This window comes from Terriglobales bacterium, assembly GCA_035561515.1.
In the GTDB taxonomy this organism is placed as follows: Bacteria; Acidobacteriota; Terriglobia; order Terriglobales; family Acidobacteriaceae; genus DATMXP01.
In genome coordinates, this window is sequence record DATMXP010000039.1 from 88,413 (window position 1) to 111,194 (window position 22,782).

The window sequence follows — 22,782 nt, forward strand, 5'->3', positions numbered from 1 at the left end:
GCTGATGCATGAAATCAGCCATGGCATTGGCCCGGTAAGCGCGCGCACGCCGAACGGCCAGGTTGGTATCAATGAAGCCATTGGCCCCATGTTCAGCGCGCTGGAGGAAGCCAAAGCCGACGTGGTCGGCATGTGGGCGCTGCGTTATCTTGTCGACAAGGGAGTGCTTCCGAAGGAAAAGCTGGAGGAATATTACGCTTCATATCTCGCGGGCAATTTCCGCACCTTGCGATTCGGCATCGGAGAAGCTCACGGTCAGGCCGAAATGATGGAGTTCAACTATCACCTTGAGAGCGGCGCCTACAAACAAGACGCGTCAGGCCGGTATGTAGTTGACCACCAGAAAATCGGACCATCGATTGCAGCGTTGGCGAAGGAACTGCTGGAGATCGAGGCGACGGGCGATCGTGCACGTGCCGAGGCCTGGTTTAAGAAATACGACAAGATGCCCGAGCATCTTGCTAAAGCGCTAAAGAAGACCGAGCACGTGCCCGTAGATTTGGACCCAAGGTTCAGCTTCCCCGACCAGGTGGAGTGAACCTACGCTGGCAATAGTAAGCCCGGCTTCTTCTAGCCGGGCTTATTATTTCTGGCGAACTGCGGTTATTCCATCCAGTCCACTTTCGCCGCATGCGCGATGATGCCGGCCTTGTGACCCATGTCGAGCAGACGGCGCACCGCTTCGCGCCCGTCGCTGCCGTAATCGACGGTACGCTCGTTGACGTACATGCCGACGAACTTGTCCGCTGAGGCCGTGTCCAGGTCGCGGGCGAACTGCATAGCGTACTGAAGGGCTTCATCGCGGTGATCCAGCGCATATTGAATGCTGTCTTTCAGCGCCACCGAGACGTTATGGATAACCTCAGGCCCCAACTCGCGGCGGATCGCATTACCGCCCAGCGGAAGAGGAAGACCCGTAATGTCGCGCCACCACTTGCCAAGGTCGATGATCCGGTGCAGGCCCGACTTCGCGTACGTCAACTGACCTTCATGGATAATCAGGCCCGCTTCGTACTTGCCGGCCACCACTTCCGGGATAATCTGGTCGAAGGGAACAACTTCCGTTTCGATTCCCGGGGCAAACAGCTTTAACGCCAAGTATGCCGTCGTCAGTGTTCCGGGCACCGCGATCTTGATCTGCTTAATTTCGTGGATCGAGAAGCTCCGTGTCGAAACGATCATCGGGCCATAGCCGTCACCAACGCTGCCGCCGCAGGTCATCAGCGCATACTTGTCCTGCAGGTAGGGATAAGCGTGGAACGAGATTGCGGTGACGTCGTAAACACCTTCCATCGCTTTCCGGTTCAGCGTCTCGATATCGCAGAGCGTGTGGTTGAACTTCAGGCCCGGAACACGGACTTTGTTGGTCGCGAGACCGTAAAACATGAACGCGTCATCCGAATCCGGACTGTGCGCAACACTTATTTCTTGCACTTTAGACGAAGCACTGCTTGTAACCATATTTCTTGCCGCTAAACAGCGGGAACTCCTTTAGCTTATGAAGCCCTGAAATTTGTTGGAACGATGCAGATGCAAGGAGGCGCCTACCGCTACCATGATCTTGCTTACTTCTCCGAATACAAACGGGTAAACACCCCAATTCGTCGCCTGGACAAAATTCGCACCGAGTGCGATCAGCCAGCTAATGCCACCTGCGAACAGAACCATCTCACCCAGTACTGCGGCAATTGCAAAACGGGAAACGCTGTGCGTCCCGCGCTCCGCAATCCAACCGGCCACAAACGCGGCCAGCGGATAGGCCATCAGGTAGCCGCCCGTCGGACCCAGGATCTGCGCCACGCCACCAGGTCCGCCATTGCTGAAGACCGGGAGGCCCATGGCCCCAGCGCCCAGGTACAGCAACATCGAAGCTGCCGCCCGGCGGCTTCCCAGTGCCAATCCGATGAAGAGGACGCCCAGGTTCGAGAGCGTGAGAACGACCGGCGTGAACGGAAGCGGCATGGAGAATCGTGCCAGGATCGCCATCAATAGCGTGGCACCAACCACCAGCAACACCTGGAACGGCAAAGAGACTGTCCGAGCTTTGACTGCCTGCACTGCAGAATTTTGCATGATTATCCTAACTTCCGGTCCTCGTGCCGGGTGGGGTCTCGTGGTGCATCTGGGAAACGGCCCCTTCAGGATTCTTCGTGGAATCCTTCATGTGCCGTCGGATCTTCACGTATGCGGCGGCCACTGCACCGACGAGCGCAATCAGGCACAGGACCAGCAGTACATACAGAGCTTTGATGAACACAAGGTACTTAGAATATCAAAAACCGCCGCTCAGGCGGCGGTCTAAGTAGAGATTGTACTGCGCAGGCAGGCGTTATTTCTGCATAGCTCGCTCAATTTCGTCTGCGGTCTTCGGCAGACTGCCGGTCAAGTTGATCAACTTTCCGTTCTCGTCCACGTAGAACGTGTCCTCGATTCGAACTCCAAGATTTTCTTCAGGAATGTAAATGCCTGGTTCGATCGTAAAAACTTCTCCCGGGCCGAGCGGCTTGCTCGTGGGACCCGGGTCGTGGACATTCAGTCCTACGCGATGGCCGAGTCCGTGAATGAAGTACTTTCCAAGTGGCTTTCCCTTCAAGTCCTTACCGTGCGTGTTGATGTAATCGTAAGCGACAAGGTGCAGCGACTTGCCCTTCTGACGGTCAAGCGTAGATTCTCCCGATTTAAACGCCGCGATAGCAGCTTGCGCTGCCCCAAGCACCACGTTGTAGATCTCTCGTTGGCGAGCCGTGAATTTGCCGTTCGCCGGAATCGTGCGCGTGGTGTCGTTGGCGTACATGGAATATTCGCCGCCCACATCGATCACCACAATATCTCCGTCCTTGATGACCCTCGGACCGGCTGAGTAGTGCAGAACGGTCGAGTTGAACCCGCTGCCTACAATCGGGGCATATGCGGGGCGCTCACAGCCACGACGGGCGTATTCGTACGTCATCAGGGCGCCTATCTCGTGCTCGGTGACGCCGGGCTTCATCGCCTTCATCGCCGCAAGATGGGCCGCAGCGGTTGCGTCGGCTGCCTTCTTCAGCAGCGCCAACTCGCCGGCGTCTTTGATGCTGCGTATCTCTGCGATCTTGTCGCTGCCATCCTCGAACCTTGTGAAACCGGGAAACGAGTTGGTCCGTTGCAGCCATTCTGCAGCCGCATCGGTTTCAGCACTCTTATTTACGAACACCGTTGTTTGTCCCTGCGGAGCAATCTTGATCAATTCATCGCGCATGCGGTCGAGTGCCGCCACGCGATCCACACCGGTGCGCTCGCGAATGTCCGGATCGGCCGGGCCGGGCTTTATGCCCGTCCATTTCTCTTCCACCGCATTTCGAACTGGAAGGAAGAGGACTTCGGAATAGGCGCGAGCGGCGTCTTCGCCCTTCGCTTCCACCGCGGGAGCCACCAGCAGCACGCCGCCTGGTTCGATGATGCCGGTCAGGTAATAGAAGTCTTCGTTCTGGCGAAAGCCATATACCGCGTTCGGGCCTTCCGACTCCGTGCCTGCAAAAACCAGAAACATCCCATGATCGCCGGCCAGTTTGGACAAGGCGACCCGCCGGGCACGGTAATCGGCGTTCGGTTGACGTTCGAGAGCGAGGCAAAATGTCGAGGCCAGCAGGAGAACAGCGATCAGTGTCTTGCGCACAATTTCCTCGAAAGGCGGTTAGTCCGCGAATTATACGGCCTAACCGCCGCAACCCGAGGCTTTTCTTAAGCTACACGCTCCAATTGGGACGACTTCCGATTTTTCAGCACGACGTAAAGTCCAACGAGCGCCGGAACGGCCATCGCCGCGGCACTCAACGGCTTTTTCATCTTGGAGCCATTCTTCCAGCCACCGTGAATTTCGCCCTTTTCCGATTTCGATGGGTTCCAGAGGGTACCCGAGTGGGCGTCGACTTTCTTCGATTTATCGAAGTGCTTCCGGTCGGTCATCAACGCCATTTCCTTCTCGGTCACCGGTCGTGACAGCTTCTGCTGTATCCCCATCCACTTGCCCATCTTGCCGACGTGAGCTTCGTCCTGCGGGTTCTCGGCCAGGTTGAAGATAATCTCGGCGGCTTTTTCGGGTGTTTCAATGGGCGGAGCGGGCTTTACTTCGAAACCGCTGTAGTTCGCTTCGTGCTCGAAGAATGGCGTGTCCACCGATTGCGGGAAGACCGTGCACACATGGATGTCTTCGTAATCGTCGAGCCAGAGTTCCTGCCGGATGCATCCTGAGAGCGCGCGAATGGCGTGCTTGGAAGCCGAGTACGAGCTCATGTAAGGCTGGGTGATCTTGCCCAGTACGGACGAAATATTGATCAGCACTCCGCTGCCTTGTTCTTTGAACCGGTGCAATGCAACCTGCGAGCCGTTCAGCGTTCCGTTGACGTTGGTCTCAATCAGGCGCTGGTGTTCCTCGATCGGAATCTCGTCGAATTTGCCGACTGCGCCGACGCCGGCGTTGTTGATCCAGACATCGATGCGCCCGAATCTCTTGATGGCAGCCTTGGCAAGTTTCTCGACCGAATTGTGATCGCTCACGTCGCTCTCGACCGCAAGCGCTTCCGTGCCCAGTGCCTCGCATTCCTCGACTAGATCCTTCAACAGATTCTTGCGCCGGGCCGAAACGACTACGCTGTCGCCCGCACGTGCAAAACGAAGTGCTGTTGCGCGTCCAATGCCGCTGGACGCACCGGTTATTACCACCACTCTGCCGCCTACCTCTTCTCTCATTCCATGCGCTCCCATTTGTGGTTTAACCGAGAGATGTGAGCGCCCAACCGGAAGATGGCCATAAACAAAAAGGCCCGGCGCGCGGCCGGGCCTTCGGTGCGGAAGGGTTTACTTTTTGGTTTGCGACTGCTGAATCGCCTGCTGGATCTGGTCAACGTTGCTCTTGTCCACCAGCGACACGCCAGTGTCGACGTAGGCAGGAACCGGAGACATCGGACTCTTTGCGGAGGCCATCTTCGAGAGTTCGGCTTTGTTGTGGTAGTAGTCATCCACCGCCTTAATGCCCACGTAACCCATGGTGTAAGGCTTCTGCGCGATCGTGGCGTTGATCAATCCCTTCTTGATGCCATCCAGCGTGGCATCGTCCGTGTCCATGGCAACAACGACCTTGCCGGTTACCTTGTTGTTGTTGAGCACTGTTGCGATCTCGTCTCCGCCCTGGGCCTCAAGGGAGATGAAGCCGTCGATCGCTTCCTTCTTGTCGAGTACGGCTTGCACCTGGTCGAAGACGATGCGCGGGTCGCCCTTCATGTCCACTTCGCGAACCACTTTGATGCCCGGGTACTTGGCAAAAACGTCGCGGTAACCGTGCATGCGCTCCACGAGATTTAATTGGGTCGGAATGGTGAACACGATGACGTTGCCCTTGCCATTCAGTTGCTTTGCCGCGGCTTCGCCGCCTATGGTTCCGGCTTGGTAGTTGTTAGTTCCGACAAAGTACAGGCGATTGCTATTAGGCGAATCTGCGTCGATGGTGATGACAGGGATGCCCTGGGATGCAGCGGCATCGATTTCCGACTTCATCAGTTCAGGATCGGCGGCGGAGATGATGATTCCGGCCGGCTTCTTGGCTAGAATGCGCTGGAATTCCTGCTTCTCGGCGTTCGGGTCGTAGTTATCGGGACCCACGACTTCTGCCTTCACGTTCATCTGCCGGGCTGCTTCATAGAAGCCCGAGGCAGCCGTCTGCCAGTAAGGAATAGATTTGTTCGCAACGACCATCACGTAGTATTCGTCGGCCTCGTGACGGCGTCCGCAACCGAGCAGCAACGCAACTGCGACAAGAAGAAGTACCGCACCAGTAAGCTTTTTCAAGATATTCATGATTGCACCTCCAGACTTAACGGGGAGAACCGAAGATTGTAGATGCCAGACAATGCAACTACAACTATGCAATGTTTGACACCACCAAGGCCGACGATGTTCCCGGCAGTTAAACGCCAACCGGAAAGGGCTTGATGTGTTCTTCTTCGCCGACGCCCTGGTTCCAGCCCAGGCGTTCGAAGCGTCCCTGGAACAGCGACATGAGGCCCGTGTACCAGTAGCCCACGACAAACAAGATCAGGAACGGGACCGTGATGTAGTTTTCGTTCGCTATGGCGTACCACACCGTTAGAGCAAAGTAGCTTCCGATCAGCAACTCGACGTAGGGAATCAGACCAAGGCGTTTGCGGTACTTCTTGGCAGCGACGGTCTTGTCCGCCTTGCTCATCACTCGGTACTTCGGCGTGCGCGCGAACGCGGTTTGCTTTCCGCGCAGCGCCTCCAGCACGGCCTTCGTATTAGTAATCGTCAGGCCGATGCCGAGCGCCATGAGGAACGGCAGATAGAGGAACGTGCGCAGCCACGTCTTCGGATGTAGTTCCTTCTGCGAGACGAGGTAGAAGCTCGATATCGAGAAGGTTGACGCCATGAACAGGGGCAGGTCGATGTACAGCATCTGGAACCAGCCCTGGTAGAAGCGGATGATCATCGCCGGCAGCAGCAGCGTGGACAGGACGATCATCAGCGGATAGCTGATGTTTGCCGTCAGGTGGTACCACGCTTCGAGCTTTTCCCGGCGCGATACGGTCTTGTCTTTCAGAACGAACGGGAGATCCTTGATTGCGCACTGGATAAGGCCCTTGGCCCAGCGTGCCTGCTGGGTCTTAAAGGCGGTCATCTCAATTGGCAACTCGGCCGGGCACTCGACGTCTTGAAGGTAGCGGAATTTGTAGCCCTTCAACTGAGCGCGGTAGGAGAGGTCGGTATCTTCGGTGAGCGTGTCGTGCTGCCAGCCTCCGGCGTCCACGATAGCCTGACGGCGCCACATCCCGGCGGTTCCATTGAAGTTGAAGAAGACGTTGGAGCGCGAGCGTCCGCCGTGCTCAAGGACGAAGTGTCCGTCGAGCAGAATGGCTTCGACTTCGGTGAGGAACGAGTAGTTGCGGTTCAGGTGCGTCCAGCGGGTCTGCACCATGCCGATCTTCGGGTTGACGAAGTGATGGATTACCTTCATCAGCCATTCTTCCGGTGGAACGAAGTCGGCGTCGAAGATGGCGATGAACTCTCCCTTCGAGTACTTCATGCCGTTCTGCAACGCTCCCGCCTTGAAGCCTTCGCGGTTGTCGCGATGGATGAAGGTGACCGGGTATCCCATGGCGGCATAGCGATCGACGACCGCGCGCGCCACCTCGGTGGTTTCGTCGGTGGAATCGTCGAGGACCTGGATCTCGAGTTTTTCGCGCGGGTAGTTCATCTTGCAGACGGCGTCGACAAGACGGTCGATGACGAACTGCTCGTTGAAAATTGGAAGTTGGATGGTGACCGTGGGCAGCTCGGAGAACCGGCTCTCGGGTTCGGTGACCTTGTTCTTACGGTTGCGGTAATACATCCAGACGAGCTGATACCGATGCATGCCGTAAAAAGCGAGCGCGACCAGGACGATGAAGTAGGGGATAAGCAGCGCCATGTCGAAGGCGTTGGCGCGATAGATCCCCCGGAAGGTGGTATCGAGAACGTGCGTGCGTACCCAATGGCCAAAACCGCGTTGCTGCGCAAAAAAGAAGACCGCAAGTATGAATGCGTGGAACAGGGGAGACTCCGCAAGCACGGGCAAGCCCGGAATGACAAATGATCATTGTAGCGGAAGGTTCAATGCCGTCGGGGACGAGGTTGAGGATGAACGATCCAGAAACCCATGAACACTCCCGGATGCATAGGGTAGTAAAGCGCAGGATGGGTCGCAAGGAGGAACTGCGAGTAAGTTGAGTCTAAACACGCAACGAAATGAACAACAGCACTGAAATTGAAATCCTCAAGGACCTGTGACATCATCAAACCTAGTGATGACGAAGCGCTACAAATTCGGCATTGGGCTGGTGTTGATCGTATCGGTGCTGGTGTTGTTTGTGTCGGCTGGTGTGCCGATGCCGAAGTCTGTTTTGAGCGCGAAGAAGTTTGCCGCCCAAGTGGCGGCTCTAGCCGTTCCGGTGCTTACCAGCTTTCCTCTTACACCGGAATTGAACCTGCAGGCTTTCTCCCAGGTGCCGCAGGCTAGCGGGACGGAACTGATCAACCGGCTCTGTACCCGGATCATTTAGCACCTCGTAACGCTGAATCTCCCAGCAGTTAAACGGAACAACCGTGGCACGCTTGCGTGTGCCTCAACCGCGCCAGGAGCGCAAATGGAGAAAATCGTGTCCATTGGCAATTCTTTCTTGCTTACCCCCAGTCCGCCCACTTTCGCTGGGCCAAGTTTGGCAGAAGACCAGCGCATCTTTCATCGCATGCGGAATGCCCTACAGAGCCTCTCGAACTGTGCTTTCCTGCTGGCACGGGAAGACGGCCTGATTGAGCGCCATGCGCTCTCCGCGCAGCTACAGGCCGAGGTGGCTACGCTCAGCATACTGGTGCGACAGATGGAGACGAGGCCAGTCGAGACAAAAGAGGAAGACGGTATCACCCCAAGGAGGACGACATGACGAAACGAACGATCTATATGACTGCATACGACCTGCAGAGATTGCAGCCGCTGATTGAATCGGCACGCCGTTATGGTCACGCGGACGTGGAAGCACTCGACCTGCTCCAGGCGGAAGTGGATCGCGCCATACTCTGCGATCCAAATGACATGCCGGCGGATGTAGTGACGATCAACGCCAAGGTTCGCGTCACCGATCTTGAAACGGGCAAGCAGTTAGAGTTCACGATCGTGTTTCCCCGCCAGGCCGACTACGAGCAAAAGATGATCTCGGTGCTGGCACCGATCGGGACGGCACTGCTGGGATACCGTCCGGGAGTGGAGGTGGAATGGCCGACTCCGGGAGGGATGCGAAGATTCCGGATTGACGAAGTTACCGCGCCGCAGAGAGCGGCGAGTGTGGCGTGATCGTATGGGGGACTTGAGGTCCCCCATTTCTCTTTGATTGGATACCGCGCCGTGATGGTGATTAATTCAGGAAATATTGCCGGTAAAGGGTGTCGCGCCGTGCGGGCCGGAACCCAGCATCACGAATGATCCGGCGCAGTTCTTCTTCCGTAGTGCAATTCGAAGTTCCAGCCGCCTTCACAACGTTTTCTTCCAGCATGACGCTGCCAACGTCGTTCCCGCCGAAACGAAGTCCCATCTGGCAGACCTTCAATCCCTGGGTAACCCAGCTGGACTGAATGTTGAGAACGTTGGAGAGGAAGAGGCGCGAGATAGCGAGCGTCTTGAGATATTCAACGGCGGTGGCTTCGTCCCAACCGCGTCCGCCGAGTGCGGTGTGCTTGGGTTGGAAGCTCCAGGGGATGAAGGCGGTGAATCCGCCGGTCTCTTGCTGCAAATCGTAGATGGCCTGGAAGTGGTTGATGCGGTGCTCGAACGATTCGCCGACGCCGAACATCATGGTTGCCGTGGTCCGCATGCCAAGCTTGTGGGCGGTACGGTGGACGTGCAGCCAATCTTCAGTGAGGCACTTGAGGCGCGCGATGCGATGGCGTACTTCATCGTCGAGGATTTCGGCACCGCCGCCGGGGATGGAGTCGAGTCCGGCTTCGCGGAGGCGCTTGATGGTGTCTTCGACGGTGAGATTGCTGTATTCGGCAATGGCGAGAATTTCGGATGCGGAGTAGCAGTGTAAATGGATCTGCGGGAAGCGCTGCTTGATGCCGCGGAGCATCTGCTCATGCCAGTCGATTTTGAGATCGGGATGCAGGCCTCCCTGCATGAGCACGCCGGTGCCGCCGAGTTCCACGGTTTCGCGAATCTTTTCGTAGATGGTTTCGAAGTCGAGGATGTAGCCCTCGGCGGCCATTTTGCCCTTGAGCGGCCGGTAGAACGCACAGAAAGTGCAGTATTCGGTGCAGAAGTTCGTGTAGTTAATGTTGCGGTCAATGATGTATGTGACGGTGCCTTCCGGGTGGAACTGGCGGCGAACAGCGTCGGCTTCCATTCCGATGCCGATAAGGTCGTCGGAACGGAACATCTCAAGGGCTTGTTGTTTGGTCAGGGACATAACGGACTGCTTCGATTGTAGCGAACAGCAGGGTGTAGGAGCTAGCGGTGAGCTACGCCGCTTTCTCCTGAGGGCGGGAATGCCCGGCGCTTGCTTTGCGCTTCTTCCGCCAGCGGAAGTAGTAAAGGACGCCTCCCATGGAGGCGACGACAGCGAGGCCAAGTAGTCCATAAAGCGCGGGTTTGTAGTAATGGGAGAAGAATCCGATGATGGCGCGACCGAAGAAGACGCCGAGAAGAGCGGCAACGGTAAAGCGGATGGCACGTCCGACGGCGATGGCAGACAGGAACTTTTTTGTGGGGTACTGGAGTGCTCCGGCAGCAAGCAGCAGAGGGAATACCGGGAATGGCGGTGGGATCATCACGCCCACCGTAACGGTGGTGAATCCTGCGGTCTCGAATTTTTGATAAACCTTCTCAGCCTTTTCCTTGCCGATCTTCTTTTCCAGCATCTCTTTGCCGCCCTTCTTGCCGATGCGGTACGTGAGATAGGCGCCGATGACGGAGCCGAGCGTTGCCATGCTGGCGTAGTACGGCCAGTACGGGTGATTGCCGGCGGAAAGTAGAATGGTGAAGACATCGAGGCTACCAGGCAGGGGAATAAAGGAGTTGTCGATGAGTGCGACAAGGATCATTCCCGGTCCGCCAAGGCGAAATAGCCAATGTTTTACGCCCTTAGCGGCAGCAGCGACGATGAAAACGGCAACATTCATGATTCCCCAGCACTAGGTCTGATGCCGTGGGAACCCCGAAACACTGCATGGAGCCGCGATTTGTCCTAGTGGTAGAGATGAAAGGCGAGTTTCCCGAGCAGGCGAAGTGAGGGGATTTCGGGGATAAGTCCCAACTCGAAGGCGTACCGGTAGAAGAGTTCCAGTCCCTCGGTGTTCTCAGCGTCCAGCGTGTAATGGATGTTTTCAGTTAGGTACTGGCGGACGCCATCTTCGGTAAGGCCGATGCGCGGAGCCCATTCGCGCGCGATCACGTCGAGGCTTGCGGGCTTGAGCCCGTTATCGCGTGAACGGCTGAAGATGTTTCCAAGGGCGTAGTCCTCGGGCGTTCCGGATAGCGCGGCCATGCGCACCGCCCAAAAAGCAAAGACGAAAGGTTTGCCGGTAATGCGTCGCCATTCCTGCGCGAGGTCGAGTGCGGCATAACGCGAGCGATCGACCTGGAGGGCGGGGTCTCCGATAAGGAGGCCGGCATCGCAGTGCTTCAGCATTGCCTCCGGATCGGCAGGCATGGTTACGTACTCGCGTTCCGCACCGCGGAAAAACTTCGTCAGCAGGATCTTTGTGAGGACGACCGAGGTGCGCGAAGAGGTGTCGAGCGCAATGGTACGGACGTCTTCGATTGGCTTTTTGTGGACGAGTAGGATGCTGCGGACTTCGTTTTTCGAGGCGATCGCGACGTCGGGAAGGATGGCGAGTCCGGGAATCGTGGCGTAGGTAATCGACGGAATGATGCCGATATCTCCAGTACCTTCGAGGAGCGCCTGCGCACACTGGGACGGGACCGTGTAAGTGAAATCGAAACGTTGCAGGGACTCTCGTGTTTCTGGTGTGGAGTGCTCGAAGTCCCACATCAAAGGTGCGGTGTTGAGGAACGAGATGGCAGAAATGCGCAGACGACGCATAGCAAACCAACGATTGTAACAAGGCTATGCGACGCAGTTCCTTGACGCAAGGAGATAAGGCAGATAGCCTGCGACGCGGAATCCCAAAATAGGAACCCTTGAAAATGGCCGTCCAAAGCGAAGTTTCACAGCAGTCCTACTGGCTCGCCCTGTCTCTGACCCCCGGTTTAGGCCCAACTCGTGGAAAAAAACTCGTGGGACACTTCGGATCGGCCGCGAACGTGTTCCATGCGTCGCTGACAGAACTGGAGGCGACCGGGTTGCAGGCTGTTTCAGCACAGTCGATTGCGACAGGGGCGTCGCTCAACAAAGCGGAAGACGAGGTGGTAAAGGCGAAGGCGGCCGGAGCAAAGATTGTGACGCCGGCGGATGAAGATTATCCGGAGAGGCTGCTGGAGATCTACGATCCGCCGCTGTGTTTGTACGTCCGAGGAGATGCTTCGATCCTGAGGCAGTCGGGCGTGGCGGTGGTGGGTACGAGGCATCCAACGCCGTACGGGGTAGGGATGTCGGAAAGGCTCTCCTGCGACCTTTCGGCCCGAGGGATCATCATTATTAGTGGACTGGCGCGTGGGGTGGATACCGCCGCGCATCGAGGGGTCGTCAACGCCAAGGGGAAGACGATTGGGGTCTTTGGGACTGGCGTTGACGTGATCTATCCGCGAGAGAACGGCAAGCTGGCCGAGCAGATAGTTTCGCTTGGAGGCGCGCTGATTTCAGAGTTTCCCATAGGGACTTTCGCGGCTCCGCAGAACTTTCCCATTCGTAACCGGATTATCAGTGGACTGGCGATCGGAGTATTGGTCGTAGAGGCCGGCGAGTACAGCGGCACGCGCATCACGGCGCGCTGCGCTTTGGAACAGTCGCGGGAAGTCTACGCAGTTCCGGGGAATGTGACGAACAAATTGTCTTGGGGTCCGAACACGCTGATTAAACAGGGCGCGAAGTTGGTTGCGACCTGGGAGGACGTGTGGGAGGAGTTGCCGTCGGAGGTGAGGCTGCAACTCGAGGCTGAGAAGCCGAATGAATCTTCCAAGCCCGAGACAGCATCTTTGTTTGACGGCGCAGCCATGTCGCCCCATGAGAAGAAAATCTATGCGTTGCTCAAGGCGGACGACATGACGCACATCGACGAGTTGGTGGAAAAGCTAAGCGGCGCGATGAGTTCTTCGGAGTTGTTTGCAGCGCTGTTCGAACTGGAACTGTCGAGTAAGATTCGACAGTTGCCCGGCAAGAACTTTGTTCGCACTTTCTGATCGTAAGCGGTTGAAAACAAGAGGCTGATAGACTGACTGACTGACAGACTGATTTATTTCGTGCTAGTGTCAGTGAAGTCTTCCAAAGAACCTAGAGGAAAAGTTGGCTAAAGGTTTAGTGATTGTCGAGTCGCCTGCGAAGGCAAAAACGATCCAGAAGTATCTGGGCAAGGGGTTCAGTGTCGAAGCTTCATACGGACACGTGAAAGACCTGCCGAAGAACAACCTGGGCGTGGATGTCGAGGGCGATTTCGATACCGAATACATCGTGATACCTGGAAAGGAAAAGGTCCTTTCCAAACTGAAGAAGCTGGCGAAATCAGCAGACACCATTTACCTGGCGCCTGACCCTGACCGCGAAGGTGAAGCGATTGCCGCCCATCTGGCCGAGGAACTTGGCGGCGACGGATTCGACGGCAAGAAGAAAAAGAAGTCTGCCGAGGCGGTGGACATCCGCCGCGTGACTTTCAACGAAATCACGCAGCGCGCGGTGAAAGACGCTTTCGAGCACACGCGCGATATCGATCGCAACCTCGTGGACGCGCAGCAGACGCGGCGTGTGCTGGACCGCATCGTCGGTTACCAGGTGTCGCCGCTGCTTTGGGACAAGGTTCGGCGTGGGCTTTCCGCCGGGCGCGTGCAAACGGTAGCGCTACGACTGATCGTGGAACGCGAGCGCGAAATCAAAGCGTTCGTTAAACAGGAATACTGGACGATTGACGCGCACCTTGCAGGACCCAAGCCTCCGGCATTCGACGCCCGATTAATCGGTAAGGGCGACGAGAAGATTGAAGTCCCGAACGAGGAAGAGTCGAAGAAGATTGTTTCGTTCCTCGAGGGCGCCGACTGGACCGTCAAATCGGTCGACAAGAAAGAGCGTCGCCGGAATGCCACGGCTCCGTTCACGACTTCGAAATTGCAGCAGGATTCGTCGCGCAAACTTCGCTTCTCGGTGAAGCGCACGATGATGATCGCGCAACGCTTGTATGAAGGCGTGGAACTCGGCGATGAAGGCCTCGTCGGTCTGATTACATACATGCGTACGGATTCGACGCGAGTGTCGAATGACGCTCTGGCGGAAGTGCGCGAGTACATCCCTGCGCAGTATGGACCGCAGTATCTGCCCGAATCGGCGAATACGTACAAGTCAAAGCAGAAGGGCGCGCAGGAAGCGCACGAAGCGATTCGCCCGACATCCGTAACACGGCATCCTGATGAGATTAAGAAGTACCTCCAGGAAGACGAGTACAAGGTTTACAAGCTGATCTGGCAGCGCTTCGTCGCGTCTCAGATGACCCCGGCTGTGTTCGACCAGACGACCGTTGATATCGACGCGTCAAAGAACAACGAGTCGTACCGCTTCCGCGTGACGGGTTCCGTTCTGAAGTTTGACGGTTTCCTGAAGGTCTACGAAGAAGCGAAGGATACGAAGGACGAAGAGGACGAGGCGCTGAAGCACAAGTTGCCTGCGCTTGAAGCCGGCCAGAAACTGAAGCTGAAAGAGTTGAAGCCGGAGCAGCACTTTACGGAACCTCCGCCGCGCTACAACGAAGCCTCGCTGGTGAAGGAACTGGAAGAGCGCGGCATCGGGCGTCCGTCTACGTATGCTGCGATTCTGACGACGATCCAGGAGCGCCAATACGTGACCAAAGTCGGCGGCAAGTTTGCGCCGACGGAAATCGGACTGGTAGTCACCGACCTGCTGGTGGAGAACTTCAAGGACATCTTCGATCCTGCCTACACGGCACGACTGGAAGAAGAACTCGACGACATCGAAAACGGCGAAGAGAAGTGGACCGATGCGATGCGCGATTTCTACGAAAAATTCCAGAAGGACCTCTCCTATGCCGAAAAGCACATGGAGAACCTGAAGGCGATGGAAAAGCCCACCGACGAGAAGTGTGAACGGTGCGGATCGCCGCTGGTGCTGAAGTGGGGCAAGCACGGATCGTTCTACGCGTGTTCCGCGTACGACAAGAAGAATCCCGAGAGCTGCACGTTTACGAAAGAAAACCCGATCAACCTGACCGATCTCGACCAAGCGGACGGCATGCAGGAGACGACGCAGGAAGAATACTGCGAGAACTGCGGACGTCCGATGGTACTGAAACGCGGCCGGTTCGGGCAGTTCATGGCATGCTCGGGGTATCCGGACTGCAAGACTACCCGGCGACTGGATCAGGGCAAGAAGGTGCCGGACATTCCGCTGGAAGAGAAGTGCCCCGAATGCGGACGCAACATGGTGCTGCGTCACGGCCGTTACGGCGAGTTTACGTCGTGCTCGGGTTACCCGGACTGCAAGTACATCAAGCAGAACTTCATCGGCATGAAGTGTCCGGAATGCAAAGAGGGTGAGCTTGTCGAGAAGCGGGCGCGCCGCAGAGGAAATTCCTTCTACGGATGCTCGCGCTACCCGAAGTGTAAGTTCACGTCGGCGCAGAGACCCGTTCCGGAAAAGTGCCCGAAGTGCGGACACGATCACCTGGTGCAGAAATTCCTGAAGGCCGGACCGGTCATCGCGTGTCCGAATGACAAGTGCGACTACGAGAGGGAGGCCCCAGAGTTGGCGGCCCCGACAGCAGTCGCGTAAAACTCAAATTGCTCCTGAAGCCCGGCTTGCTGTTGCCGGGCTTTATAATTTTGCTGAAATTTCGACCTAAACGGAGGGCTTGCGCAAGCAAGCAGGAGAGCCAATATGTCAGCTACGGCAGCAGATGCACAGGTGGTTATACAGTTGTACGATCTTCGTCGCGAACCCGAAATGCGAAAGGCAAGGAACTGGTTCGCCATGGAATTCCATCCGACATCGGCAGATGAAGTCATGAGCGTGGTTTCCGCGATGGGGTCGGACGCCAACCGCTACTTCCGGATGGTGACAAGCTATTGGGAGATGGCGGCAACGCTGGCACTGCACGGTGCAGTAAACGAGGAACTGTTCCTGGACACGCAAGGGGAAATGTTCTTCATCATGGCCAAGATCTATCCGCATCTCGAAGGTGTTCGCGAGAAGATGGCGAATCCCGAAGCCATGAAGAAGTGCGAGACGCTCATCAACCGGTCGGAAGCGGGCCGGAAGAAGTTGCAGGCGTTCGTGGCGCGGGTGGAGCGGATGCGGTCCATGGCTGCGGCACAGAAGAAATAGGCGGTTGCATTCCCACCAAACCCGGCTGCGGCCGGGTTTTCTATTGTGTTTCACAGTTCAAGCGGGAACTCGGAAAACCATCCCTGAGGCCCGGGCATCTCTTCAGGTAGCTGTTTTCCATCGGCTTATACCCCTTTTCGAAACGGTTTAGAACAATGGCTCAGAACTTGACTGATGTGCTTCGCCGCGAGTTGAACGACATCCATAAAAGGATGGAGCAACTTACCCGGCGTCAACAGGCGATTCAACACCTACTCAAAACCTACAGTGCCGCCGGCAATCGCCGCGGTGGAACACTGGTCTCCATGCCGATGGCTGTCGAGAACCAGTTATCGACGCTGGATATGGCAGAGAGGATGATCGAAAAGCACGGCGAAATGAAGGCCGAGGAAATCATGGAAGCCATCCGGCAGGAGTTTGGGGTGAAGCCTGCCCATACTCTTCCGCAAATGCTATACATCCGGGCAAGGGCAAAGAAGCGGTTTTATCGCAGTCCGGAAGGCAAGTTCGGAATTGTGGAGAAGAAGAAGTCTCCGAAACGCGCCGCATAAGAAACGTGCCGGACCCGGCTGGCCACCTCCCCCGAAACAGCCAGCCGGTACATGTCCGGCACAACCTAATGGCGGTTAGAGTCCGCCCAATTCCCGTAATCGAATCAGCCCATCGGATTCCAGTCGCCGCCTAAATAGCCACCGAGCGACCAACACCCCGAATCCCAGATACAGAGCCTTCCACATGGTCCCCCCGCTATTGCTGCTGTGAGTTCCATCTCCGATCCCCATGTCACAGCGTCGATGAGCGAACTGTATTCCCGACGTGGAGCTAAGTAAACGTCGCTCCGGTAACGTTCGGGAGTTACCGTGGTCAGCACGAATCGTAGGTGGGCCGAATCACAATTCCGGTGCTGCACACGAACCAAACCGGTGTTCCTTTTGTCACGAGGGCCTGAAAACGCTTATGTACACCGACTTGGTGCATGCGTCACGGCAAGGTGGACAAGGCGCCGGGGAGGGTGAGAAGGGCTGTTGAAAAGATTGGACTTGTAAGACAGGCGTTCCGATTCGGAACCAGAGTAGTTGGGATCATCACAAAAGATTGTGAGATGTATCACAGAGATTTGGAACACCGCATCGGACACTAGCCTCGTGACAAAGATCACATTTGGGCTGCTAGACGAACGAGGTGTGTTTACCGCGGGCGCAGCCATGAACTGTCGCTGGGGATTACTCCGGTGGTGCAGGCCATGAGCACGGCGCGAGGCGCAAACGGTCTCGTCGTGATTCTGTCACAGGGGGTTGTGCCGTGCTATCACCATATGGTCTCGACATTATAGAAAGCTGTTTTACATGTAAATTACGCGCTGATCGCCTGTTTTGCGATCTGCCTACCGGCGCGTTGCAGTCATTCGAAACAATTAAATACGCCACTGCTTATCCGAAAGGCGCAGTCCTGTTTGTGGAAGGCCAGGCACCCCGCGGAATCTACGTTCTCTGCAAAGGTCGCGTGAAACTTTCCATCTGCTCCACAGATGGCAAAACCTTGATCCTGAAAGTTGCCGAACCTGGTGAAGTACTCGGGTTAAGCGCCACGGTTTCAGGGAAGGCTTATGAGCTAACGGCGGAGACGCTGGACCCGTGCCAGGTGAACTTCGTGAAACGGGAAGATTTCCTGCGTTTTCTGCGCGAGCACGCGGACGCGTGTTTCCGGGTTGCCGAGCAGCTCAGCGACAAGTACAACGCCGCTTGCCATGAAATCAGGTCTCTGGGCCTGTCGCATTCGGCGGCGGAAAAGCTTGCGAAGCTGTTGCTTGAGTGGAGCGCGAAGAATGGGGAATCGAACAAGGTAGAACCGCGCCTGAAGCTGGCTTTGACGCATGAAGAGATTGCGCAGATGATCGGCACGTCACGCGAAACGGTGACACGATTGTTTGCCGACCTGAAGAAGCGCCAGATTGTAATGGCAAAGGGCTCGACGTTACTGATACGCAACAAGGCCGCGCTGAAGTCCATCGCCAGCGCATCGTAAGGAACAATAGCGGTCCGGAAATCCATGATGTTATTGCGCATCGGTTCAAAGGCATCACGATAATTTGTGACTCCAATCACTGTGTGGTTGGTCCGAAGCGAGAGATAACGTGAGTCATGGAGAGCGCAACGCATCAGAGCTGCTTTAAATGCGAACTGCGCCCGGACCGCGTTTTTTGCGACCTCCCGGCGGAGGCATTGATATCTTTCGACAGCATTAAATCGGTCCAGCAACTTCCGCGGGGCGAGACCCTGTTTCAAGAGGGAAGGCTGCCGCGCGGAATTTTTGTCCTGTGCGAAGGGCGCGTGAAGTTATCGGTTTGTTCGGAAACGGGCAAGCGGTTAATGCTTCGAGTGGCGGGCCCGGGAGAGGTGCTGGGCTTGAGCGCCACAATGTCGGGTAAGCCGTACGAAATCACGGCGGAAATCCTCGACAACGCGCAAGTCGCATTTGTAAAGCGCAAGGACCTCTTGCGGTTCCTTAAGGATCATCGCGAAGCCTGCATGCAGGTAGTGCACCTGCTGAGCCAGGATCTACATGTCGCATTTGATCGCGTTCGTACCGTCGGATTAACCCGTTCCCGGCGGCCGCGCATTCCTGTTCGAGCTCGCGCCTAAAGGGCGCCAGCGCATTTACCGGCCACACGACTTCAACGTAAAGGAGTCGTATGTTCCTGAGAGATCTGAGTATCGCCGTGCTGATTAGTACGCTGGTGCTAAGTGTCTCCGCTGCCGATCCCCAAAAGACAACCGGGAAACACGCCTGTTTCAAATGCCACCTGCCGGAGCAGCGGACCATGCAGGGGACGCCTCATGAAGAAAAGGGCTGCGAGGGTTGCCACGGTCCGGGGGAGCAGCATCTAAGGGGTGGCGGTGATCCGGCGAAGATCTTCAGCTTTGTGAAGGCATCACCGGCGGAGGTCCGCGAACGATGCGGCCAGTGCCATCGAGATCCGGTGATGGAGCGGCATGCGGAGGGAGATGTGGCCTGCATCTCCTGTCATTCGTCCCACCACTACGTTCGCAAAAAGTATCTCTTGAAAGCGGACGACAATCTCATGCAAAATCCTGCCTAAGCCTCAGTCTGGGGAAAAGCAAGAACCAGAGCGAGTTTAGAACGATTGGCCAGACGCAAGACCAACCGGGAGGTAACTCCCTTTTTAGCCTTTGTGGCAGTGGTCCGCACGCCCGTGGACGACTGAAGCACCGCCCGTCTCAGACTGAAATTTCCTGTTCCCAAATCAGAACCGGTGCCAAACACCAAAATGAAGTTGTTGTATTTGTGACAAGTATCACGCCAAAACGCCTGCTGGGCCATAAGAATCGAAGCTCGTCGTGGGACGAAACGAACGTAGGAGCCAAGGATGTCACGATTCAACAGAAGCATTCTTCTAATAATCACGGCCTTAGTGCTGCTCTGGTTGCCGGGGTCCGTTGCCTGGGGAAAGAAACCGCAACAGGCTACGGACACGAAGCAAACGAGTGCAGTACCGGCGTCGGCTCAGTATGTCGGGTCAGAGACATGTAAGGGCTGTCACGAAGAGGTACATAATCGGTTCGGGACGAATCCGCACTTTCAGTTGTTAAAGGAAGAGTCCGGCGGTAAGTCGAAGGAGTGGCACGGGTGCGAATCCTGCCATGGACCCGGTTCGGCGCACGTTGAGGGCGGCGGAGACACCACCAAGATTTTCAATCCCGGCAAGGCATCCGTGCAGCAGGCGAGCGCACAGTGCCTGCAGTGTCACCAGTCGGGGCATGACCAGAACAATTTCAAGAGTTCCGTGCACTTGACGAATGGAGTCGGATGCACCAGTTGCCATTCTGTGCACCAACCAAAGGAAAAGCGCTCGTTGCTTTCCGCGTCGCAGCCGACACTCTGCTATCAGTGCCACACGGAACAGCGCGCAGAGTTCAGCCGTCCGTTTCGCCATCGGGTGAATGAGGGGCTGGTCCAGTGCAGCGACTGCCACAACGTGCATGGCGGAACGCAGCAGAAGCAGATGCGAACCACCGCAGCGCAGGACCAGGTCTGCATGAAGTGCCATACGGAGAAGCGCGGGCCGTTCGTTTTTGAGCACATTCCGGTCAAAACCGAGGGGTGCCAGTCCTGCCATACGCCGCATGGATCGACCAATCCCCGCCTGCTGCGAACCAGCAATGTGAACCTGCTTTGCTTACAGTGCCATACGCTGGCGGCGAGTGGAGCACCTTCCCAAAATCCTGCCGGACCGGCACACAACCAGAACCAGAAGTACCAGTCCTGCACTTTGTGCCACGTGTACATACACGGATCGAACTTCAGCGAGGTGTTCTTCAAACCATGACAGAACAAACTTCGCGCAAACGACGGCAGAGAGTGAACCAGGCGGAGCGCCGCCACAGCAACAGGGGTCCGGAGGCTCTTATGAGGCTATGGGTAGTGCTATTCATGATGTCCGCGGCGGCTATGGCGCAAACGCAAACGCCCGCCGCAGCGGACGGAAGGGAAATGGGCGGTTTTCAGGTTGAGCAAAGCGTTGAGCTGGGATACCGGTACGTGGATGTGACTGGAAACAAGGACATCTATGACACCTTTATCGACCAGAACCAGGGGCCGCGAGTGCTCGAGCAGACGCTGTCGATCCGGTCGCCGCAGCATGCAGGCGCGTTGTTCGACGATCTGTTCCTGAGCAGTTTCGGGTGGGGCGGCGATCCGGAGAACGTGGCCCGCGCACGCGTATCGAAGTACAAACTCTATGACTTCAGCGCATTGTTCCGCCGAGATCACAATTTCTTCAACTACAACCTGCTGGCGAATCCATTGAATCCGCCGACATCGAATCCGAACGTGCCGGTGGATTTCTCCCCCCACTCCATGGATATCAAGCGCAGAATGTATGACTTCGGCCTGACCTTGTTGCCGGCATCGCGAGTCAGCGTACGGCTTGGATATTCGCGGAATCGTTCGGAAGGACCGTCGTTCACGTCCTTCCATGAAGGAACGGATGTCCTGCTGGCGCAGCCTTGGAATGTGACACAGGATATGTACCGGGTCGGGGTTGACCTCAAGGTTCTGCCGAAGACAACGATCAGCTACGACCAGTTCTACAGTCTGGATCGGACTGATACAGACACCTTCCTCGCGCCCTTTGCTCAGTATCCATTGACGACCGGAGCCAACCCGCTCATGGTCGAGTTCGGACTACCGATCAATGTGGCGGCGGGTCAGCCGTGCAATAACGCGGTGAGTTCTACAGGATTGGCGAATCCCGCGTGCAATGGATATTTCGCGTACTCGCGGTACCTGAGGGCTCGTACCACGAATCCGACGGAGCAGTTGACGTTTACATCCAACTACTTCAAGCGAGTGAATCTGACCGGCCACGTGAGCTACAGTTCCGCGGATATGAACACGCCGTACTCGGAGTTTTTCGACGGACTGGTGACCCGCACGCGCGAACGTCAGTTTACGTTTGGAGGCCCGGCGAGCGTAAGGCGGCTCTCGACGAACGCCGACATAGCGGGGTCGTTCGAAGTAACCGATGGCATCCGAATTACCGACAGTTTCCGGTACGACAACTGGCGGATTCCGGGGCTGTGGGATTCGGTTGAGACGGCGACTCTTGCTGCGGGAACGCCTGCAACGTTGTTAAGTGGGTTGGGAACAACGACCTCAACCTCGGAGACCTTCTACAACTTCCTTGGCATGAGGACCTTCCAGAACCTCTTCCAGGTGGAGTATTCGCCGGTCAAGCAGTTTGGCGTGAACGTCGGTTACCGGTGGCGCCAGCGGAGAGTCTTGGAATTTGTACCCACGGACGAACAGCCGCAGGAGTTTGATATCGATCGCACCATCAACGAGCATGGACCACTGCTCACGGTCTGGATGCGTCCAATGGATGCATTGCGGATCAACATGGAAGTGGAGGCGACGACGGCTGATAACTTCCTGACCCGCATCAGTCCGCGGCAGCGGCAGCAGGTCCGCGGCCGGGTGAGTTATAAGCCAGGACGGTGGGGCACGATGTCGGCTTCCGTCAACTTCAATGAAAGCCGGAACGGTGCATTCGACACCCAGTATGCCCAGCATTTCCGTAATGCCGGGTTCCTGACGACGTTGTTCCCAACCGAACGCTTCAGCATGGACCTGAGCTACAACTACTCCGACATCCTGCAGGATGCCTACATCTGCTACAACGGCACATTTCAGGCGCCGGGAACGATCGCCGGAGCCTGTCCAACGTTCAGTTCGTCCGAAAACAACAACCCGAACTGGATCTATTCAATTTACGAGAACAACACGCACTATTTCAGCGGGACTGTGATGTTCAAACCGGTTCCAAAAGTAACGACCAACATCGGCTATGGAATTACCAAAACCGATGGGAACGCAACGATTCTGAACACCCTCCAGCCGCTTGGGCCGCTCCAGTTCACGTATCACCAGCCACTGGCGTCGGTGAGCGTGGAGGTGATGAAGAGCGTGAACCTGAACGCGTACTGGAACTACGATCAGTATCGCGAGGCCGGGGTTGCCGGGCCCACGTTGCCGCGGAACTTCCACGACAACCGTGGCGTGCTGTCAGTCCGTTACGCTTTCTAACGTTCGTTCGGCTTTAAACTAGGCGGTCCTTCGCGGACCGCCTTTTTGTTTCTCACCCGCCGTTGTGATCTTCAACAGTGCTCTTAGCAGCATCGAGAATTCCTCTCCATCAGCGTTCTTCCCGCATTCCACGCGCATCTGGCGCGGCCCCACGATGGGC

Annotated in this window: 23 protein-coding genes; 13 read left to right on the plus strand and 10 right to left on the minus strand. The window is 56.6% G+C overall.

The genetic code is table 11. The features are described 5' to 3' along the window. The first annotated feature begins 4 nt into the window (after positions 1-4). Complete coding sequence (locus tag VN577_16995) at positions 5-538, plus strand: hypothetical protein (protein ID HWR16524.1); 534 nt, start codon at positions 5-7, stop codon at positions 536-538. 65 nt (positions 539-603) lie between these two features. Here the strand turns inward: VN577_16995 and VN577_17000 are convergent, their stop codons facing one another. From VN577_17000 to VN577_17030, 7 genes are all read right to left on the minus strand, one after another. Beyond that, positions 604-1,461 carry an MqnA/MqnD/SBP family protein gene (locus VN577_17000; GenBank protein ID HWR16525.1) on the minus strand — a complete coding sequence of 286 codons (858 nt, stop codon included), beginning with the start codon at positions 1,459-1,461 and terminating at the stop codon, positions 604-606. A 30-nt stretch (positions 1,462-1,491) separates the two neighbouring features. Further along, positions 1,492-2,073: a biotin transporter BioY gene (locus tag VN577_17005; protein ID HWR16526.1), complete on the minus strand. Its 582-nt coding sequence runs from the start codon at positions 2,071-2,073 to the stop codon at positions 1,492-1,494. 7 nt (positions 2,074-2,080) lie between these two features. After that, complete coding sequence (locus tag VN577_17010; protein ID HWR16527.1) at positions 2,081-2,257, minus strand: hypothetical protein; 177 nt, start codon at positions 2,255-2,257, stop codon at positions 2,081-2,083. A 72-nt stretch (positions 2,258-2,329) separates the two neighbouring features. Further along, positions 2,330-3,652, minus strand: a complete 1,323-nt coding sequence (locus VN577_17015) for a Xaa-Pro peptidase family protein (protein ID HWR16528.1) — start codon at positions 3,650-3,652, stop codon at positions 2,330-2,332. A gap of 65 nt (positions 3,653-3,717) precedes the next feature. Continuing rightward, complete coding sequence (locus VN577_17020) at positions 3,718-4,725, minus strand: SDR family oxidoreductase (protein HWR16529.1); 1,008 nt, start codon at positions 4,723-4,725, stop codon at positions 3,718-3,720. Positions 4,726-4,833: 108 nt separating this feature from the next. Further along, positions 4,834-5,829 (minus strand): substrate-binding domain-containing protein, encoded by a 996-nt coding sequence (locus tag VN577_17025; GenBank protein HWR16530.1) that lies wholly within the window; start codon positions 5,827-5,829, stop codon positions 4,834-4,836. 109 nt (positions 5,830-5,938) lie between these two features. Then, a complete protein-coding gene (locus VN577_17030) occupies positions 5,939-7,597 on the minus strand; it encodes a cellulose synthase family protein (protein ID HWR16531.1) in 1,659 nt (552 codons plus the stop codon). A 214-nt stretch (positions 7,598-7,811) separates the two neighbouring features. On the opposite strand from VN577_17030, the gene VN577_17035 reads away from it, so the two are divergent. The 3 genes from VN577_17035 to rnk all read left to right on the plus strand — a co-directional run bounded on the left by VN577_17035 (position 7,812) and on the right by rnk (position 8,875). Then, positions 7,812-8,087, plus strand: a complete 276-nt coding sequence (locus tag VN577_17035; GenBank protein ID HWR16532.1) for a hypothetical protein — start codon at positions 7,812-7,814, stop codon at positions 8,085-8,087. An 84-nt stretch (positions 8,088-8,171) separates the two neighbouring features. After that, positions 8,172-8,468, plus strand: coding sequence for a hypothetical protein (locus tag VN577_17040; protein ID HWR16533.1), 297 nt, complete (start codon positions 8,172-8,174; stop codon positions 8,466-8,468). Then, entirely contained in the window at positions 8,465-8,875 is a 411-nt protein-coding gene (rnk, locus tag VN577_17045) for a nucleoside diphosphate kinase regulator (protein ID HWR16534.1), read from the plus strand. Before VN577_17040 ends, rnk begins: the two co-directional genes overlap by 4 nt. Before the next feature lie 61 nt (positions 8,876-8,936). Here the strand turns inward: rnk and mqnC are convergent, their stop codons facing one another. The 3 genes from mqnC to VN577_17060 form a co-directional block, all read right to left on the minus strand. Beyond that, entirely contained in the window at positions 8,937-9,983 is a 1,047-nt protein-coding gene (gene mqnC, locus VN577_17050) for a cyclic dehypoxanthinyl futalosine synthase (GenBank protein ID HWR16535.1), read from the minus strand. Positions 9,984-10,035: 52 nt separating this feature from the next. Next, positions 10,036-10,695, minus strand: coding sequence for a VTT domain-containing protein (locus VN577_17055; protein ID HWR16536.1), 660 nt, complete (start codon positions 10,693-10,695; stop codon positions 10,036-10,038). 65 nt (positions 10,696-10,760) lie between these two features. Further along, the gene (locus VN577_17060) at positions 10,761-11,618 is read right to left on the minus strand and encodes a menaquinone biosynthesis protein (protein ID HWR16537.1); all 858 of its coding nucleotides are present in this window, start codon (positions 11,616-11,618) and stop codon (positions 10,761-10,763) included. Positions 11,619-11,722: 104 nt separating this feature from the next. On the opposite strand from VN577_17060, the gene dprA reads away from it, so the two are divergent. The 9 genes from dprA (at position 11,723) to VN577_17105 (ending at position 22,622) form a co-directional block, all read left to right on the plus strand. After that, the gene (gene dprA / locus VN577_17065; GenBank protein HWR16538.1) at positions 11,723-12,874 is read left to right on the plus strand and encodes a DNA-processing protein DprA; all 1,152 of its coding nucleotides are present in this window, start codon (positions 11,723-11,725) and stop codon (positions 12,872-12,874) included. Between the two features lie 103 nt (positions 12,875-12,977). Beyond that, positions 12,978-15,464, plus strand: a complete 2,487-nt coding sequence (gene topA / locus VN577_17070) for a type I DNA topoisomerase (protein ID HWR16539.1) — start codon at positions 12,978-12,980, stop codon at positions 15,462-15,464. A 105-nt stretch (positions 15,465-15,569) separates the two neighbouring features. Beyond that, positions 15,570-16,016 (plus strand): hypothetical protein, encoded by a 447-nt coding sequence (locus VN577_17075; protein ID HWR16540.1) that lies wholly within the window; start codon positions 15,570-15,572, stop codon positions 16,014-16,016. Between the two features lie 155 nt (positions 16,017-16,171). Further along, complete coding sequence (locus VN577_17080; protein ID HWR16541.1) at positions 16,172-16,567, plus strand: hypothetical protein; 396 nt, start codon at positions 16,172-16,174, stop codon at positions 16,565-16,567. Positions 16,568-17,411: 844 nt separating this feature from the next. Then, positions 17,412-18,041, plus strand: a complete 630-nt coding sequence (locus VN577_17085) for a Crp/Fnr family transcriptional regulator (protein ID HWR16542.1) — start codon at positions 17,412-17,414, stop codon at positions 18,039-18,041. Positions 18,042-18,157: 116 nt separating this feature from the next. Then, the gene (locus tag VN577_17090) at positions 18,158-18,658 is read left to right on the plus strand and encodes a Crp/Fnr family transcriptional regulator (GenBank protein HWR16543.1); all 501 of its coding nucleotides are present in this window, start codon (positions 18,158-18,160) and stop codon (positions 18,656-18,658) included. 50 nt (positions 18,659-18,708) lie between these two features. Then, positions 18,709-19,116: a hypothetical protein gene (locus tag VN577_17095; GenBank protein ID HWR16544.1), complete on the plus strand. Its 408-nt coding sequence runs from the start codon at positions 18,709-18,711 to the stop codon at positions 19,114-19,116. A gap of 288 nt (positions 19,117-19,404) precedes the next feature. Then, the gene (locus VN577_17100) at positions 19,405-20,364 is read left to right on the plus strand and encodes a DmsE family decaheme c-type cytochrome (GenBank protein ID HWR16545.1); all 960 of its coding nucleotides are present in this window, start codon (positions 19,405-19,407) and stop codon (positions 20,362-20,364) included. 80 nt (positions 20,365-20,444) lie between these two features. Next, positions 20,445-22,622 (plus strand): hypothetical protein, encoded by a 2,178-nt coding sequence (locus VN577_17105; protein HWR16546.1) that lies wholly within the window; start codon positions 20,445-20,447, stop codon positions 22,620-22,622. Positions 22,623-22,782: the final 160 nt, after the last annotated feature.